Source organism: Pseudomonas sp. ML2-2023-6 (genome assembly GCF_037055265.1).
GTDB classification, from domain to species: Bacteria; Pseudomonadota; Gammaproteobacteria; order Pseudomonadales; family Pseudomonadaceae; genus Aquipseudomonas; species Aquipseudomonas kulmbachensis.
Genome location: NZ_CP146347.1, coordinates 4,894,012 through 4,909,194 on the forward strand (window position 1 = coordinate 4,894,012; position 15,183 = coordinate 4,909,194).

Annotated in this window: 17 protein-coding genes and 1 pseudogene; 7 read left to right on the forward strand and 11 right to left on the reverse strand. The window is 57.6% G+C overall.

Features of this window, described 5'->3' with window-relative positions; all coding sequences use genetic code 11:
- The first annotated feature begins 19 nt into the window (after positions 1-19).
- The gene (locus V6L79_RS22690) at positions 20-1,819 is read left to right on the forward strand and encodes a sodium:proton antiporter (RefSeq protein WP_321834415.1); all 1,800 of its coding nucleotides are present in this window, start codon (positions 20-22) and stop codon (positions 1,817-1,819) included.
- Between the two features lie 118 nt (positions 1,820-1,937).
- Here the strand turns inward: V6L79_RS22690 and V6L79_RS22695 are convergent, their stop codons facing one another.
- From V6L79_RS22695 to ffh, 6 genes are all read right to left on the reverse strand, one after another.
- Complete coding sequence (locus V6L79_RS22695) at positions 1,938-2,348, reverse strand: acyl-CoA thioesterase (RefSeq protein ID WP_261739505.1); 411 nt, start codon at positions 2,346-2,348, stop codon at positions 1,938-1,940.
- Positions 2,349-2,443: 95 nt separating this feature from the next.
- Positions 2,444-2,794 (reverse strand): 50S ribosomal protein L19, encoded by a 351-nt coding sequence (gene rplS, locus V6L79_RS22700; RefSeq protein WP_003440273.1) that lies wholly within the window; start codon positions 2,792-2,794, stop codon positions 2,444-2,446.
- A 45-nt stretch (positions 2,795-2,839) separates the two neighbouring features.
- Positions 2,840-3,592 carry a tRNA (guanosine(37)-N1)-methyltransferase TrmD gene (trmD, locus tag V6L79_RS22705; protein WP_003440270.1) on the reverse strand — a complete coding sequence of 251 codons (753 nt, stop codon included), beginning with the start codon at positions 3,590-3,592 and terminating at the stop codon, positions 2,840-2,842.
- A 2-nt stretch (positions 3,593-3,594) separates the two neighbouring features.
- Positions 3,595-4,134, reverse strand: coding sequence for a ribosome maturation factor RimM (rimM, locus tag V6L79_RS22710; RefSeq protein ID WP_048363294.1), 540 nt, complete (start codon positions 4,132-4,134; stop codon positions 3,595-3,597).
- 5 nt (positions 4,135-4,139) lie between these two features.
- The gene (rpsP, locus tag V6L79_RS22715) at positions 4,140-4,391 is read right to left on the reverse strand and encodes a 30S ribosomal protein S16 (protein WP_095036762.1); all 252 of its coding nucleotides are present in this window, start codon (positions 4,389-4,391) and stop codon (positions 4,140-4,142) included.
- A 249-nt stretch (positions 4,392-4,640) separates the two neighbouring features.
- Positions 4,641-6,017, reverse strand: coding sequence for a signal recognition particle protein (ffh, locus tag V6L79_RS22720; protein ID WP_261739506.1), 1,377 nt, complete (start codon positions 6,015-6,017; stop codon positions 4,641-4,643).
- A gap of 208 nt (positions 6,018-6,225) precedes the next feature.
- Between ffh and V6L79_RS22725 the strand changes: the two genes are divergently transcribed.
- The 3 genes and pseudogenes from V6L79_RS22725 to V6L79_RS22735 all read left to right on the forward strand — a co-directional run bounded on the left by V6L79_RS22725 (position 6,226) and on the right by V6L79_RS22735 (position 9,404).
- Positions 6,226-7,038 (forward strand): inner membrane protein YpjD, encoded by an 813-nt coding sequence (locus V6L79_RS22725; protein ID WP_261739507.1) that lies wholly within the window; start codon positions 6,226-6,228, stop codon positions 7,036-7,038.
- 27 nt (positions 7,039-7,065) lie between these two features.
- Positions 7,066-7,929 (forward strand): annotated as a pseudogene (locus tag V6L79_RS22730) (transporter associated domain-containing protein); the annotation flags it as partial.
- A 158-nt stretch (positions 7,930-8,087) separates the two neighbouring features.
- Positions 8,088-9,404 carry an MFS transporter gene (locus V6L79_RS22735; protein WP_261739508.1) on the forward strand — a complete coding sequence of 439 codons (1,317 nt, stop codon included), beginning with the start codon at positions 8,088-8,090 and terminating at the stop codon, positions 9,402-9,404.
- Between the two features lie 107 nt (positions 9,405-9,511).
- On the opposite strand, the gene purT is transcribed toward V6L79_RS22735, so the two are convergent.
- From purT to V6L79_RS22760, 5 genes are all read right to left on the reverse strand, one after another.
- Positions 9,512-10,693 (reverse strand): formate-dependent phosphoribosylglycinamide formyltransferase, encoded by a 1,182-nt coding sequence (purT, locus tag V6L79_RS22740; protein ID WP_261739509.1) that lies wholly within the window; start codon positions 10,691-10,693, stop codon positions 9,512-9,514.
- Between the two features lie 85 nt (positions 10,694-10,778).
- On the reverse strand, positions 10,779-11,240 hold the full coding sequence (locus V6L79_RS22745; RefSeq protein ID WP_261739510.1) for a VUT family protein: 462 nt from the start codon (positions 11,238-11,240) through the stop codon (positions 10,779-10,781).
- Between the two features lie 153 nt (positions 11,241-11,393).
- Positions 11,394-11,597 carry a DUF1289 domain-containing protein gene (locus tag V6L79_RS22750; protein WP_261739511.1) on the reverse strand — a complete coding sequence of 68 codons (204 nt, stop codon included), beginning with the start codon at positions 11,595-11,597 and terminating at the stop codon, positions 11,394-11,396.
- Positions 11,594-12,118, reverse strand: coding sequence for a gamma carbonic anhydrase family protein (locus V6L79_RS22755; RefSeq protein ID WP_261739512.1), 525 nt, complete (start codon positions 12,116-12,118; stop codon positions 11,594-11,596). The genes V6L79_RS22750 and V6L79_RS22755 overlap by 4 nt, the downstream gene beginning before the upstream one ends.
- 131 nt (positions 12,119-12,249) lie before the next feature.
- Complete coding sequence (locus tag V6L79_RS22760; RefSeq protein WP_261739513.1) at positions 12,250-12,852, reverse strand: CoA pyrophosphatase; 603 nt, start codon at positions 12,850-12,852, stop codon at positions 12,250-12,252.
- A 146-nt stretch (positions 12,853-12,998) separates the two neighbouring features.
- Here V6L79_RS22760 and V6L79_RS22765 point away from each other — a divergent pair, with 146 nt between their 5' ends.
- The 3 genes from V6L79_RS22765 to V6L79_RS22775 all read left to right on the forward strand — a co-directional run bounded on the left by V6L79_RS22765 (position 12,999) and on the right by V6L79_RS22775 (position 15,162).
- Entirely contained in the window at positions 12,999-13,556 is a 558-nt protein-coding gene (locus V6L79_RS22765; RefSeq protein WP_261739514.1) for an NUDIX hydrolase, read from the forward strand.
- Between the two features lie 35 nt (positions 13,557-13,591).
- Positions 13,592-14,158, forward strand: a complete 567-nt coding sequence (locus tag V6L79_RS22770) for a murein L,D-transpeptidase family protein (protein ID WP_261739515.1) — start codon at positions 13,592-13,594, stop codon at positions 14,156-14,158.
- 272 nt (positions 14,159-14,430) lie between these two features.
- Positions 14,431-15,162: a GntR family transcriptional regulator gene (locus V6L79_RS22775; RefSeq protein ID WP_261739516.1), complete on the forward strand. Its 732-nt coding sequence runs from the start codon at positions 14,431-14,433 to the stop codon at positions 15,160-15,162.
- Positions 15,163-15,183 lie beyond the last annotated feature (21 nt).

Sequence of the window (15,183 nt, forward strand, 5' to 3'; positions counted from 1 at the left end):
GTTTTCACAGGATAACCTTATGACCGAACAACAGATTTTGCTGTCTTTCGGCGGTATCGGCATCGCAGCCTTGGGCTCCCAGTGGCTGGCCTGGCGACTGAAGCTGCCGGCCATTCTGTTTTTACTGCTGACCGGCATTCTGGTCGGCCCTGTACTGGGCTGGCTTGACCCTCAAGAACTGTTTGGCCCCCTGCTGATGCCCTTGGTGTCTCTGGCAGTAGCGCTGATTCTGTTTGAAGGCAGCCTGACCCTGCATCTGTCCGAGTGGCGCGAAATTGGCACCGTCGTGCACCGGCTGGTGACCATCGGCGCGCTCTCTACCTGGGCTGTAATTACCCTGGCCACACACTGGCTGCTGGGCTTCGACTGGCTGCTGGCATTGCTTTTCGGGACGCTGACACTGGTCACCGGGCCGACGGTGATTGTACCGATGCTGCGCGTGGTGCGGCCCAAGGCCTCAATTGCCAACATACTGCGCTGGGAAGGCATCGTCATCGACCCGATTGGCGCGCTGCTCGCGGTGGTGGTTTATAGCTTTATCATCGCCAGCGCCACAGGTGAGGGCCTGAGTCACAGCCTGCTGACCTTCGCCGGGGTGATTGTGTGCGGCAGCCTGTTCGGCATCGTGGGTGGCTGGATCATGGGCCACATCGTGCGCCGCCAATGGCTGCCGGAATACCTGCAAAGCCTGGCCACACTGGCGGGGGTATTGGCCGTATTTATTGGCGCCAATGAGGTGATGCACGAATCCGGCCTGCTGGCGGTCACCTTGATGGGCATGTGGATGGCCAATATGAAAGGTGTGGATGTGCGCAACATCCTGCACTTCAAGGAGAACCTGAGCATCTTCCTGATCTCGGGCCTGTTTATTTTGCTGGCGGCGCGTCTGGACTTGAACGCCATGATTGGCCTTGGGCCTGCGGTACTGGTGTTACTGCTGATCATTCAGCTCATTGCTCGGCCGCTGAACGTTGCGCTCTCAACCTTGGGCTCAAAACTGAACTGGCGTGAACGCGCACTGCTGGCCTGGATCGCTCCTCGCGGGATTGTTGCAGCCGCCGTTTCCGCGATCTTTGCTATCCGCCTGGATGAAGCAGGCCATGAAGGCGCGCTGCTGCTGGTGCCCCTTACGTTTGCGGTGATCATTGGCACCGTGGTGCTGCAAAGCGCCACGGCGCGCCCTCTGGCCCGCCTGCTGAAAGTGGCAGAGCCCGCACCCAGCGGCTTTTTGATCGTCGGGGCCAATGGCCCGGCGCGAGTGATTGGCAAAGCACTGCAGCAGTTGGGCAGCCGCGTCCTGTTGACGGACTCCAACTGGGAAAATATTCGCGCCGCCCGCATGGAAAACCTGCCCACTTACTTTGGTAATCCGGCCTCACAGCATGCCGAAACTCATCTTGATCTGGTGGGCTTGGGGTACTTGCTCGCACTGTCGCCATCTGGCGAGCTGAATACGCTGGCAGCGGTACGTTTTCACCACGAGTTCGGACCTCAGCGCCTGTTTGCATTAACCAATGGCCAGGAAAACCGCCGTACCGACAAGCATCGCGCCAGTCATGAGTACCGCGGGCAAGCGCTGGGCAGCCCCGCGCTGACCTATGGCCAACTGGCCAGCGAGTTGAGCCAAGGTGCCGAGTTGTACAGCACGAACCTGACCGACAACTTTACTTGGGAGGATTACCAGGCCCTGCACGGCAAGCGTCTGACCCTGCTGTTCGCCCGCGACAACAGTGGCTGGGTGCATGTGGTGACACCTGACAGCGAACTGAAACCGGGAACCGGCTGGACGCTGTTGGCGTTGATCAGGCGGGAGGCCTGAGACGAAAGCAGACGACACAAAACCTGTAGCCGCTGCCGAGGAACGATGGCTGCGATGGGCTGCGCTGCGCCCCCGTAAACGAAGGCCCTTCGGCCCTTAGCGCAGCCTACGGCAGCCGCTACAAGTTTTGCGGCAATACCGGCACCGGGCGCTTGTTGTCATCGATGGCGACAAAGCTGAACACGCCCTGGATCGCCAGCTCACGACTGTCGCAGCTCATGCTTTCGACATACACCTCAACCTCAACCTTGAGGCTGGTATTGCCGACTTTGACCACACGCCCTACCAACTCAACGATGCAGCCCGCTGCAATCGGGTGGTTGAAATCAATCCGGTCGGTAGAAACAGTCACCAGCGGCAAACGGCAAAAACGAGTCGCCGCGATAAACGATACTTCGTCCATCCAGGCCAGCGCAGTGCCGCCAAACAGTGTGTTGTGATGATTGGTGGTCGAGGGGAATACCGCTTTGGTAATACGGGTAACGGACAATTCGGTACGGCGTTGAATCTCTTGCTCACGCAAAGTCATGCTTTTACTACCTACAACTGGACAAAGGTATGACAAATTTCAGGCAACAAAAAAGCAGCCCGAAGGCTGCTTTTTTCTGCATCGGGAAGCTGGACTTAAGCCAGTTTTTCCTTGATGCGAGCTGCTTTACCAGACAGGTCACGCAGGTAGTACAGCTTGGCTTTGCGAACGTCACCGCGACGTTTCACTGCCATGCTGTCGATTTGCGGGCTGTAGGTCTGGAAAGTACGCTCTACGCCAACACCGTTGGAGATTTTACGAACAGTGAAAGCACTGTTCACGCCACGGTTACGCTTGGCAATCACTACACCTTCGAAAGCTTGCAGACGCGAACGATCGCCTTCCTTCACTTTCACCTGAACGACAATGGTGTCGCCCGGGGCAAAAGGAGGGATCTCTTTAGTCATCTGCTCTGCTTCGAGTGCAAGGATGATTTTGTTAGTCATGCTGTGCTCCTAAGGTAGATCAACTGATCTACCATCGATACGTTGTTAACTATCGTCCCGCTCGCGGATATATTCCTCGAGCAGCTTCTTCTCTTCTCCAGAAAGCGAGCGGCTTTCCAGAAGATCGGCGCGTCGTTCAAAGGTCCGCCCAAGGGACTGCTGTAAACGCCAACGCCGGATGTGTGCATGATTGCCACTAAGCAATACGTCGGGAACACGCTGATCCGCATACACCTCCGGTCGGGTGTAGTGCGGGCAATCCAGCAAACCATCCGTGAAGGAATCTTCCTCCGCGGAGTCCGCATGCCCTAAAGCTCCAGGCAGCAGTCGTGTAACCGCATCAATCAGAACCATCGCCGGCAGCTCGCCACCAGAGAGTACATAGTCACCAATCGACCACTCTTCATCGACATAAGCGTCTATAAAACGCTCGTCAATGCCTTCATAACGACCTGCAATGAGGATTAATGCTTCCTCATTCGCCAGTTCGCGTACCGCCGACTGATTCAGTTGACGGCCTTGGGGCGACAGGTAAATAACCTTCGCCGCCTCTCCGGCTGCTTCTCTGGCCTGAACCAGTGCATCTTCCAGAGGCTTGATCTTCATCACCATGCCCGGGCCACCGCCAAATGGGCGATCGTCCACAGTGTGATGTCGATCCGTTGTGTAGTCTCGCGGGTTCCAACAAGTAAGCTGCAAGAGCCCTTGTTTCACCGCACGACTAGTGATGCCGTAGTCGCTGATAGCGGAAAACATTTCGGGAAACAAACTGATCACTTCTACGCGCAATTTAGCCACGCTTAGAAGTCCGCATCCCAATCCACCTTCATCTCGCCAGCTGCAAGGTCGACGCTCAGCACGCATTGCTCTGTATAGGGCAACAAGCGATCGCGATCATCCAGGCTACCTGGGCAAGGTTTGACTTCCATGACATCGTTCGAGCCAGTTTCCATCAGATCAACAATCTTGCCGAGCAATTGCCCTTCAAGGTTGGTCACTTTCAGTCCCTGCAGCTGGTACCAGTAGTACTCGCCGTCGGTCAGTTCAGGAAACAGGTTACGCGGCACGCAGATTTCGAATTCGCGAAGAAGACCAGCTTCGTCACGGTCATCGAGACCCTTGAGCTTTACAACCAGAAACTTGCCGTTATGAGAACGGCCACTGACCAGCTCTGCCTGTCGCACATCATTACCGCGCCGAAGCGTCAGCTTTTTGTAGTCCAACAGGTTATCAATTGGATCCGTAAAGGAATAAACCTTCACTTCGCCGCGCACGCCGTGAATCGAGTAGATTTTGCCGATAACGATCAAATCATCAGCAGTTTCAGGCGTCACGCTCATATTGCTCAGGCCGCAGCCTTAGCGTTTTCTTTAACCAGTTGAGCAACACGCTCAGACATGGTTGCACCAACGCTCTGCCAGTAGGCGAGGCGGTCTTCTTTAACGGAGAAACGAACTTCTTGACCACGGGCAACCGGGTTGAAGAAGCCAATTTGTTCCTTGTGGGAACCGTCACGTGGGTTACGGCTATCGGTAACGGTCAAGTGGTAAAACGGGCGCTTTTTGGAGCCGCCAAGGGCAAGACGGATTGTTAGCATGTGAACATCGTTCCTGTAGTCGGTGCTGCAAATCTAAAGGCACAGCGGGCATAGGTGCCCGAAAGGCCGCATATTCTAAGGAATATCCGGACTTTTGCAAATGTCTTTTTCAGGCGCCTACCGGCATACCCTACAGACTTGCAACAAGGTCGCCACGAATGGCGACAGGTCAGCTCCCGCACAGTGCGGGTTTGCCGGGTGTCTCGCATTGCTGCGAGTTGCCCGAACGCAAGCGCTCGGGCAGGTAAATTACATTTTTGGCATGCCGCCGCCGGGCATCATCGAGCCCATGCCGCGCATCATTTTGGCCATCCCACCTTTGGTGGAGAACTTTTTCATCATCTTTTGCATCTGCTTGTGCTGCTTGATCAAGCGGCCGATGTCCTGCACCTGAGTGCCGGAACCCATGGCAATCCGGCGTTTGCGCGAACCACTGATCAGATCAGGGTCGCGGCGCTCGGCCGGGGTCATGGAGTTGATGATGGCTTCCATTTGCTTGAACTGCTTCTCTGCCGCGCCCTGGGCATTGCCCATTTGCGCCAGATTGACGCCACCCATGTTCGGCAGCTTGTCCATGAGACCGCCAAGGCCGCCCATGTTCTTCATCTGTTGCAGTTGGTCGCGGAAGTCTTCGAGGTCGAAGCCTTTGCCTTTTTTAAGCTTTTTAGCCAGCTTGTCGGCTTTGTCTTTATCGAGGGTCTGCTCGGCCTGCTCGATCAGGCTGAGCACGTCGCCCATGCCCAGGATGCGTGAGGCAATACGATCCGGGTGGAAAGGCTCAAGAGCATCGCTCTTCTCGCCCATACCGATGAACTTGATCGGCTTGCCAGTGATTGCACGCACGGACAACGCGGCACCACCACGGGCATCACCGTCGACCTTGGTCAGGATCACACCGGTCAGCGGCAACGCATCGCCAAAGGCCTTGGCCGTGTTGGCGGCATCCTGGCCGGTCATGGCGTCGACCACAAACAGGGTTTCCGCAGGCTTGACCGCCGCGTGCAACTCCTGAATCTCGGCCATCATCTCGGCGTCGATATGCAGACGACCCGCAGTATCGAGAATCACCACGTCGATAAACTTCAGCTTGGCTTCAGCAATGGCTGCGCGAGCGATGTCTACCGGCTTTTGGCTGATATCGGACGGGAAGAACGTAACGCCCACTTCAGCAGCCAGGGTTTCCAGCTGTTTGATCGCGGCCGGACGATAAACGTCAGCCGAAACCACCATTACGGTTTTCTTTTTGCGCTCTTTAAGGAAGCGCGCCAGCTTGCCGGCGGTGGTGGTTTTACCCGCACCCTGCAAACCGGCCATCAATACAACGGCAGGCGGCGTAACATTGAGGACCAGATCCTCGTTGGCAGCGCCCATCAGGCTTTCAAGCTCAGCCTGCACAATCTTCACAAACGCTTGGCCAGGCGTCAGGCTGCGCGACACTTCTGTGCCCACAGCGCGCTCTTTGACCGCGTTGACGAAGTCTTTGACTACCGGTAAAGCCACGTCGGCTTCCAGCAACGCCATGCGCACTTCACGCAGGGTGTCTTTGATATTGTCCTCGGTCAGCTTGGCCTTGCCGGTGACATGGCGCAGCGTCTGCGAGAGACGATCGGTTAAATTTTCAAACATGCGCGATCCTTTCAGGCCCAAAGTAGACCGGGGTTATTGCGGCCCAGCCCGTGTAAAACTGATGCTCGGCGAGCCTGCGGCGTGGGCAGGTCGCGGATTATAGCGAAGACTGGCCGTGTCCGACACCTTGCCGTCGGCTTATGTGGTCTTTCGTGCATGGGCGGTTGTATGCCAAACTCAGCCCTTTCGGGCTTGCCTAACAGGATTTATGCTCCCCTTGTCACCCAGCTTGCTACCCAGCCTCGCCGCCGCCTGCTTGTACGCCGCTGCGACCTTCTATCAAGGCACTTGCCTGCGCCAGGGCGCCAAGGCAAACAAACGCCTGTTGGTGACGCTCGGCATTCTTGCCGTCCTCGCCCACGCTACCAGCCTGTTTACCCACCTGATGACCCCGGCGGGTCTGGAACTGGACTTCTTCAGTGCTGCCAGCCTGATTGCCGTGGCCGTCATCACGGTGACGCTGGTTGCCTGCGCACGGATACCGGTCGAAAACCTCCTGCTGCTTTTATATCCGCTGGGCATGTTGACGGTACTGCTGTCCGAGTTCGCCCCGCCAGGCACGGTCCAGGTTATTAATGAAGAGCCCGGCATCCTGGCGCATATCCTGCTGTCGATCCTGGCCTATGGCATGTTCACCATTGCGGTGTTCCAGGCGTTGCTGCTGTCGTTGCAAAACTATCAGCTCAAGCACAAACACCCCAAAGGCCTGATCAAGAACTTTCCGCCACTGCAGACCATGGAAAGCCTACTGTTCGGCTTCCTGTGGGCTGGCTGGTCACTGCTCTCGCTGTCACTGATCTCCGGCTGGCTGTTCCTGGGCAATCTGTTCGCCCAACATCTGGTGCACAAAACCTTGCTGGCCTGCCTGGCATGGATCGTATTCAGCGTACTGCTGTGGGGTCGCTACCACCTCGGCTGGCGCGGCCACAAAGCCATCCGCTGGACGTTTGCCGGGTTTTGCCTGCTGATGCTCGCCTACTTTGGCAGCAAGCTGGTTCGTGAATACATTCTGCATATCTGACGGGCGATAATTATGGATAGCTTGCCCCCCGGGCCGATTCTCGCAGTCTCGGCGCTGTTGATCGCAGGAGTCGGGATACTTGCCGGCTATTTTCTCGGCAAAAGTGGCTCAGCGGCCCGCCGCGCAGAAGCCCTGCAACCGCAAGACGAAGATCCCCAGCAACACGGCGAGCAACCCAACAGCCGCCCGCACCTGCTCTCCAGCATCCATGCGCTGGACAACATCACGGTCAATGACATCCTGATCCCGCGCAGCGAAGTCGAGGGCCTCAACCTCGACGATCCGATAGAAGAGCTTATAGAGCAATTGCGCAGCACCGAGCGCACGCGCCTGCCGGTGTTTCATAACGACATCAATCAAGTCGAAGCCATCCTCAACACCCGTCATATCCAGCATATGTTGCCCGACGCCAGCCTGACCAAAGAGGCAATACTGGCGGTCTGTCACGAACCGTACTTCATCCCCGAAAGCACCCCACTGCAACTGCAACTGCTGAACTTCCACAAGCAGCAGCGCCGCCTGGGCGTAGTGGTCGATGAGTACGGCGAGGTGCTCGGCATCGTCACCCTTGAAGACATTCTCGAAGAGATCGTCGGCGAGTTCGAGGACGAGCAAGACGTCAGCAACCCGCATATCGACCCCCTGCCCGACGGCCGTTATGTGATCGATGGCGCCGCCTCCATCCGCGAACTGAACAAGGCACTGGGCTGGCACCTGCCGTGCGACGGCCCAAAAACCCTCAACGGGCTTGTTACAGAAGCGCTGGAAACCATCCCGGAAACCACGGTATGCCTGAAAATCGGCGGTTATCGCCTGGAGATCCTCCAGACCGAAGATAACCGTGTCAGCCGTGTGCTTATCTGGCACAACAGCGTCAAACCCGCGGTTTAATCGCCGCGCAAGGCCTTGTTACATTTTGCAAGGCCTCCCTATAATCATTGCGCCTACACCCCAGCCCTTCGGGCTAAACGACCATAAAAAACGCTCTGCCATATCCGCCGAAATAGCTGATAACGGTAAACGAGCTCATAACTGTCAGGGATATGCGTATGACCTCCAGTACTACTTACAGCGAAGCCTCGCCCGACAAGCCGGTCAACTCCGCAACCCGGGTTGCCACGGCCAGTTTTATCGGTACGGCCATCGAATTCTACGACTTCTATGTCTACGCCACCGCAGCGGCACTGGTCATCGGCCCGGTATTTTTCCCGCAGACTTCCGGTACAGCGCAAATGCTGTCGGCGTTTCTGACCTTTGGTATCGCCTTTCTCGCCCGCCCGCTGGGCTCATTCCTGTTTGGCCATTTCGGTGACCGGGTTGGGCGCAAATCCACTCTGGTCGCTTCCCTACTGTTGATGGGCGTGTGTACCACGCTGATCGGCGTACTGCCGGGCTACGCCACGATTGGCGCCTGGGCTCCGATCCTGCTGTGCGTACTGCGCTTCGGCCAAGGGTTGGGGCTGGGTGGCGAATGGGGCGGGGCCGCACTGCTGGCTACCGAAAACGCCCCCAAGGGCAAGCGCGCCTGGTATGGCATGTTCCCGCAACTGGGGCCTTCGATCGGCTTTCTGGCGGCCAACGGCCTGTTCCTGATTCTGGCCATGAACCTGAACGATGAGCAGTTCCGCTCATGGGGCTGGCGCATTCCTTTCCTGCTGAGCGCCGCGCTGGTGATGGTCGGGCTGTATGTGCGCCTGAAGCTGGAAGAAACCCCGGTGTTTGCCAAGGCCGTGGCACAACACGAGCGGGTGAAAATGCCCATCGTCGAACTCTTCAGCCAGTACTGGGCACCGATGCTGCTGGGCGCCGCCTCGATGGTGGTGTGCTATGCACTGTTCTATATCTCGACAGTATTTTCGCTGAGCTATGGCGTCTCCACCCTGGGCTATACCCGCGAAACCTTCCTCGGCCTGCTGTGTTTTGCCGTGCTCTTCATGGCTGCCGCCACGCCTTTGTCGGCCTGGGCAAGCGACCGTTATGGGCGCAAGCCGGTGCTGATTGTCGGCGGCGTGCTGGCGATCCTGTCCGGTTTCCTGATGGAACCTCTGCTCACCCAGGGTTCGACCTGGGGCGTGGCGCTGTTTCTGTGTATCGAACTGTTTTTGATGGGTGTGACCTTTGCCCCGATGGGCGCTCTGCTGCCTGAGCTGTTTCCGACCCGCGTGCGCTACACCGGCGCGTCGGCCGCGTACAACCTGGGCGGAATTGTCGGCGCGTCGGCGGCCCCGTTCTTTGCCCAGAAGCTGGTGAGCATGGGCGGTTTGAGTTGGGTTGGCGGGTATGTTTCGGGCGCAGCCGTGCTCAGCCTGATCGCTGTGCTGTGCCTGAAAGAAACGAAAGAGGCTGACCTGAACAAGGTGGCCTGAAGCAACACTCAACCTGTGGGAGCGGGCTTGCTCGCGATTCGGACAACTCGGAACATCGGATGAACTGAGGCGCTGCAATCGCGAGCAAGCCCGCTCCCACAAGTTTTTTACAGTTCTACAACTACGGCTTTGGCAGAACGGGTCGCTTTGGCCCGTGCAGCCTCAATCGACTCATCCCGCGCCAGCGCCACGCCCATGCGGCGCTGGCCGTTGACCTCTGGCTTGCCAAACAGACGCAAGGCCGTGTCCGGCTCGCTCAGAGCCGCGCCCAGGTTGGCGAATGCGGTCTGGGTCGATTGCCCCTCAACCAGAATCACCGCCGAAGCCGAAGGCCCGAACTGACGGATCAACGGGATCGGCAAGCCCAGAATCGCCCGCGCATGCAGCGCGAACTGCGACAGGTCCTGAGAAATCAAAGTCACCAGACCGGTATCGTGCGGACGCGGCGAAACTTCGCTGAACCACACCTGATCGCCCTTGATAAACAACTCAACGCCAAACAGACCACGACCACCCAACGCCTCGGTAACGGCCCTGGCCACACGCTCGGACTCGGCCAGAGCAACCGGGCTCATGGCCTGCGGCTGCCAGGATTCCTGATAGTCGCCCTTCTCCTGACGGTGACCGACCGGAGCACAGAAGGTGGTGCCACCGATATGGCGCACGGTCAGCAGAGTGATTTCGTAGTCGAAGTCGATAAAGCCTTCAACGATGACCCGGCCCTTACCCGCACGACCGCCTTCTTGCGCGTAGTCCCAGGCAGCCTTTACATCGTCAGCGCTGCGCAGCAGGCTCTGGCCTTTGCCCGACGAACTCATTACCGGCTTGACCACACACGGAAAACCCAAATCCAGCACGGCTGCGCTGTAGTCTTCGAAGGTATCGGCAAAATGGTACGGCGAGGTCGGCAGATCCAGCTCTTCTGCCGCCAGACGACGGATGCCTTCGCGGTTCATGGTCAGCGAAGTGGCACGGGCGGTTGGAATGACGGTGAAACCTTCAGCTTCCAGTTCAACCAGGGTCGCGGTGGCGATGGCTTCGATTTCCGGAACGATAAAGTGTGGTTTTTCTGCTTCGATCACGGCACGCAAGGCGGCGCCGTCGAGCATATTGATCACGTGGCTGCGATGGGCAACCTGCATGGCGGGTGCATTGGCATAGCGATCGACAGCGATCACTTCGACCCCCAGACGCTGCAATTCGATGACAACTTCTTTGCCCAGCTCACCGCAGCCACACAGCAATACGCGGGTCGCGGTGGGCGACAGTGGAGTTCCGATACGGGTCATTTCAGGTCCTCAAGGAAACAAATCATCGAAGGCGCGCGCAAAGCTTGCGCCTGCAGGGGGATACAAAGGCCAGTATTTTACATGACTAAACGGCGGCTTTACGCAAACGCCAGGCCATTGCCAGCCATACACAGGTGACACCGGCGAATTTCGACGCCATGGCGGTAATGATCACGCCAGGAGTAAACGCATCGATCATGCCGAAGAAAATAAAGGTATCAATCGGGATACTCAGCGCAGAGCTGATCCACAAGCGGTCGTGCAAGGGCCGCTTGGTGATGCTGAACACCAGCCAGTCGATACATTCGGAGACGGCGAACGCTGTGGCGCTGGCCAGGGCAATCGAAGGGTCGGAGGTGATGTACGACAGCACCAACGCCGCCAGCATGGCCAACAAGGCGCCGTGGCCGAAGCGGGTTTGCACCATATCGCGCAACACAAACACCAGCCCGCCCCAGGCTGACCAGATGATGTCCAGATGCGGCGCCGTGGAAAACGCGAAGTTGATCAGCACAACGCTGGCGATATAAGCGACAAGAAACAGCATGGTAGCGGGCGACACCTCTAGAGAAGGCGCACAGGGTACTTGAGTCGGTCAGGATTTTGTAGCCGCTGCCGCAGGCTGCGATAAGGCCCGAAGGGCCTTGAGGGGGGCGCTGCGCAGCTCATCGCAGCCTCGTACCTCGTCAGCGACTACAGGTTAGCGCCCCAACATCCACACCACACCACTGGATTTGGCCCGCTCATGACATAGCGCTAACACCTCACGGCGCTCGGGGTTAGTCATGCGGCTCCATCGGGTAATTTCTGCCACGGTACGCTGGCAGCCGCTGCACACATCATCATCGTCCAGTGCGCAAATATTCACGCAGGGTGAGGCGACCGGGCGCTCGGTATCACTCATTGCTCTTGCACCTTCAGATCACGCGCATAACGCTGGCCGTTTTTCACATAGTGAGCCGCGCTGGCCTCCAGCAGTTTTTTCTGCTCCTCGGTCAGGTCGCGGACCACCTTGCCCGGCGATCCCATGACTAGCGAACCGTCCGGAATCTCCTTGCCCTCGCCGATCAGCGAGTTGGCGCCAATGATGCAGTGCTTGCCGATTTTGGCGCCATTGAGGATCACCGCATTGATCCCGATCAGGCTGTAATCGCCCACCGTGCAGCCATGCAGCATGGCGTTATGACCAATGGTCACACCCGTACCCAACGTCAGCGGATAGCCCATGTCGGTATGCATCACCGCGCCATCTTGCACGTTGCTGTGCCTGCCAATCAGGATCAACTCGTTATCACCGCGCAACACAGCGTTAAACCAGACGCTGGCACCCTCCTCCAGGCGCACCTTGCCGATCAGGGTGGCATTGGGAGCAGTCCAGCTGTCGGGGTGGGTTTCGACGAGCGAGTCGCCCAGACGGTATTTCATGGGATGTCCTCAAGGCAGGCGTGGCCGTCTGCTGACGGCTCTAGGGTCTGTATGAAATGTTTTCGAGCGAAGGTTAGGCGAGCCTGTTTTCAACGCAGCATAACCGAGCGCAGATATATTTCGTACAGAGCCTAAATTGGAATGGAACGTTCAGGCGGGGTATGCAGGTTGATATTGACGTCGTCGTAGAGCAGGTTCATCAGTTCAACAATCATGATTGCCGTGAGCCCCCAGATTTTATAGACGCCAAAACGGTAGCTCGGCACATACCAGCTGCGCCCTTGGTAATCGATGCGATGGGTGTGCTCACGCGGATCCTGACGAAAGAACTCCAGCGGCACACTGAACACGGCGGCGATTTCGGCATCGTTGGCCAGATACTCAACGTAATCCGGCACCAGACCGACGTATGGTGTCACCCGAATACCGTGCAATGAGATCAAGGGACTGAGCGGACCGATAATTTCGACCAGCCCCGGCGGCAAGCCGATTTCTTCTTCGGCTTCACGCAGAGCGGTAAATACCAGGTCCGGGTCTTCGGGATCGCGGCGCCCTCCGGGGAAAGCCACTTCACCGCCGTGGGTCGACAACCCGCTGGCGCGCAGGGTCAGAATCAGTTCGGGCTCAGCACTGCGTGTCACCGGCAACAGCACTGCCGCCTCAGGGAAGTTGCGTTCTGTTTCCAGCGTGCGGGGGGTGTAGCGGCTCACACGGCCAAGCAGCTCGTCCAGCATAGGTCATCTCGATCCGTCACTTATCGGGCATCATGCACCAAATTGCCCGGGGCACCCAAGCACCGCAGTGTCGCAGCCCGTAATGCTGCACTTGCCGCGACCCCGTCTAACCCCCCAAGATAGGCGCAGTACCCAGAGACCACAGCATGAAATTTTGCAACCTGTGCGGCCACTCCGTCAGCCAACATATCCCGCAAGGCGATTCGCGCCTGCGTTATGTCTGCGACCACTGCAACACTGTCCACTATCAAAACCCCAATATCGTTGCCGGTTGCCTGCCCACCTGGGGCACACAAGTGCTGCTGTGCCGGCGCGCCATTGAACCGCGCAAGGGTTACTGGACCCTGCCCGCAGGGTTTATGGAAAACGGTGAAACGGTAGAAAACGCAGCCCGACGCGAAACCCTCGAAGAAGCCTGCGCCATCGTTGAAAACCTGAATATCTACACCCTGATCGATGTGCCGCACATTAATCAGGTGCATATTTTCTATCGCGCCGAGCTGCAAAGCCTCGACTTTGCAGCAGGCGAAGAAAGCCTTGAGGTCCGGCTGTTTGAAGAAGCAGACATCCCTTGGTCAGAGCTGGCTTTTCGCACGGTCAGCCGTACCTTAGAATGCTTTTTCGCTGACCGCCCTGGTGCCACCTACCCTGTGCGCAGCGAGGCTGTAGCGCCTTTGGCCAGCCTTGATAAACCCCAACAATAATGCTGTTTGCCTTGTACCTCAGGAATATCCCTCTAATGCGTTGGTTGCTCGCTGCTCTTTGCCTGTCATTTGCCGTTACTTGCCAAGCTTCTGTTGTCATAACCGTAAACGGAAAACCCGTCGATAAAAATCAGGTACTCCAGCCAACCCCGTCAGCACAGCCGATCCATGCCGGGAAAAGCATCGACAAGGTCCTGGTACTCAAGTCCGCCCGCAAGCTGCAACTGATCAGCGATGGCAAACCGATCAAGACCTACCGTATTTCCTTGGGCAAGCAACCCAAGGGGGCAAAAATGCGTGAAGGCGACAAGCGCACCCCTGAGGGGATGTATTGGGTCGACTGGCGTAAAAAAAGCGACAAGTTCAACCTGGCGATGCATATCAACTACCCCAATATCAGCGACGCGGCGACAGCCCGACGTGAGGGCGTAAACCCGGGTTCGATGATCATGATCCACGGCACGCCGGACAGCGAAGACAACCCAGAAGAGCTGTTCCATACCCTGGACTGGACCGATGGTTGTATCGCGATGAAAAACTACGAAATGCGTGAAGTCTGGAACCTGGTCAAAGACGGCACGATGGTTGAAATCCGCCCGTAAGCAAAAAATAATTTTCAGTCGTTGTTCGCCACTCCCTCTTCCCCACGTCTAATACCTTTGCATCCCGCCGGGCCCGACTGGGCCCGCAACTTCTCAGCGCCTTCCGCGCACCGCTAATACCACTTAAACACCAAAGATATTTTCAGCCGAACAACACCCTCTTAATGCTGGGAATAGTGATTATTCTCGCGTTGACTTGGTATTGAAGTGGTATTACTTTTGCCACATTACCGAGCGACAAAACCCTAATAACCGCATCGGATGCACCGCCCATGAACACTCTTCTGGCTCTACGCCCGGACGACACCCTGGCCACGCCGCTGTACCTGCAACTGGCCCGAAATCTGGAAGCCGCGATTCACGCCGGCGTCTGGAAAGCCGAGCAGGCCTTGCCTTCGGAACGCAGCCTGAGCGAACAACTGGGCCTGTCCCGGGTGACAGCCCGCAAAGCCCTGGAAGTACTGTTCGAGCAAGGCTTGATCCGCCGCAGCCAAGGCTCGGGCACCTTTATCACGCCGCGCCTGGAACAGCCGTTGTCGCGACTTTCAAGTTTCAGCGAAATGCTCAGGCTCAAAGGTTTTGCCCCAAGCTCACACTGGCTAGAGCGTGAAATTACCCAGCCGACCCACGAAGAGCTGATTCGCCTGGCGCTGTCGCCCACCGATAAAGTCGCGCGGCTCAAGCGCCTGCGCAAAGCCGATGAGACTGTCATGGCGATCGAGATGAGCGCCCTGCCCGCCTCTCTGATCCCGCAGCCACAGGTGATTGGTGACTCACTCTATGAGTACCTGGACAGCATCGGCAAACCGGTGGTCCGCGCCCTGCAACATATTCAGGCGATCAACGCTTCGCCTGAATTCGCGACCCTGGTCGGCATTGAGCCTGGCACCGCCATGCTGTTGATGACCCGGGTTGGCTACCTCGAAGACAACACGCCCATCGAAGTCACTGACACCTATTGCCGCAACGACTACTACGACTTCGTGGCGGAACTGCGCCGCTAACCCTGACTCGACACCACGCCC

Excerpts from the sequence above, each read along its gene's own strand:
- V6L79_RS22735 (WP_261739508.1), top strand. The coding sequence starts at position 8,088 with ATGACCTCCAGTACTACTTACAGCGAAGCCTCGCCCGACAAGCCGGTC.
- V6L79_RS22775 (WP_261739516.1), top strand. The coding sequence starts at position 14,431 with ATGAACACTCTTCTGGCTCTACGCCCGGACGACACCCTGGCCACGCCG.
- V6L79_RS22750 (WP_261739511.1), bottom strand. The coding sequence starts at position 11,597 with ATGAGTGATACCGAGCGCCCGGTCGCCTCACCCTGCGTGAATATTTGC.
- V6L79_RS22695 (WP_261739505.1), bottom strand. The coding sequence starts at position 2,348 with ATGACTTTGCGTGAGCAAGAGATTCAACGCCGTACCGAATTGTCCGTT.
- V6L79_RS22760 (WP_261739513.1), bottom strand. The coding sequence starts at position 12,852 with ATGCTGGACGAGCTGCTTGGCCGTGTGAGCCGCTACACCCCCCGCACG.
- rpsP (WP_095036762.1), bottom strand. The coding sequence starts at position 4,391 with ATGCTAACAATCCGTCTTGCCCTTGGCGGCTCCAAAAAGCGCCCGTTT.
- ffh (WP_261739506.1), bottom strand. The coding sequence starts at position 6,017 with ATGTTTGAAAATTTAACCGATCGTCTCTCGCAGACGCTGCGCCATGTC.
- V6L79_RS22755 (WP_261739512.1), bottom strand. The coding sequence starts at position 12,118 with ATGAAATACCGTCTGGGCGACTCGCTCGTCGAAACCCACCCCGACAGC.
- V6L79_RS22745 (WP_261739510.1), bottom strand. The coding sequence starts at position 11,240 with ATGCTGTTTCTTGTCGCTTATATCGCCAGCGTTGTGCTGATCAACTTC.
- V6L79_RS22770 (WP_261739515.1), top strand. The coding sequence starts at position 13,592 with ATGCGTTGGTTGCTCGCTGCTCTTTGCCTGTCATTTGCCGTTACTTGC.
- V6L79_RS22725 (WP_261739507.1), top strand. The coding sequence starts at position 6,226 with ATGCTCCCCTTGTCACCCAGCTTGCTACCCAGCCTCGCCGCCGCCTGC.
- rplS (WP_003440273.1), bottom strand. The coding sequence starts at position 2,794 with ATGACTAACAAAATCATCCTTGCACTCGAAGCAGAGCAGATGACTAAA.
- V6L79_RS22690 (WP_321834415.1), top strand. The coding sequence starts at position 20 with ATGACCGAACAACAGATTTTGCTGTCTTTCGGCGGTATCGGCATCGCA.
- V6L79_RS22765 (WP_261739514.1), top strand. The coding sequence starts at position 12,999 with ATGAAATTTTGCAACCTGTGCGGCCACTCCGTCAGCCAACATATCCCG.
- rimM (WP_048363294.1), bottom strand. The coding sequence starts at position 4,134 with ATGAGCGTGACGCCTGAAACTGCTGATGATTTGATCGTTATCGGCAAA.
- purT (WP_261739509.1), bottom strand. The coding sequence starts at position 10,693 with ATGACCCGTATCGGAACTCCACTGTCGCCCACCGCGACCCGCGTATTG.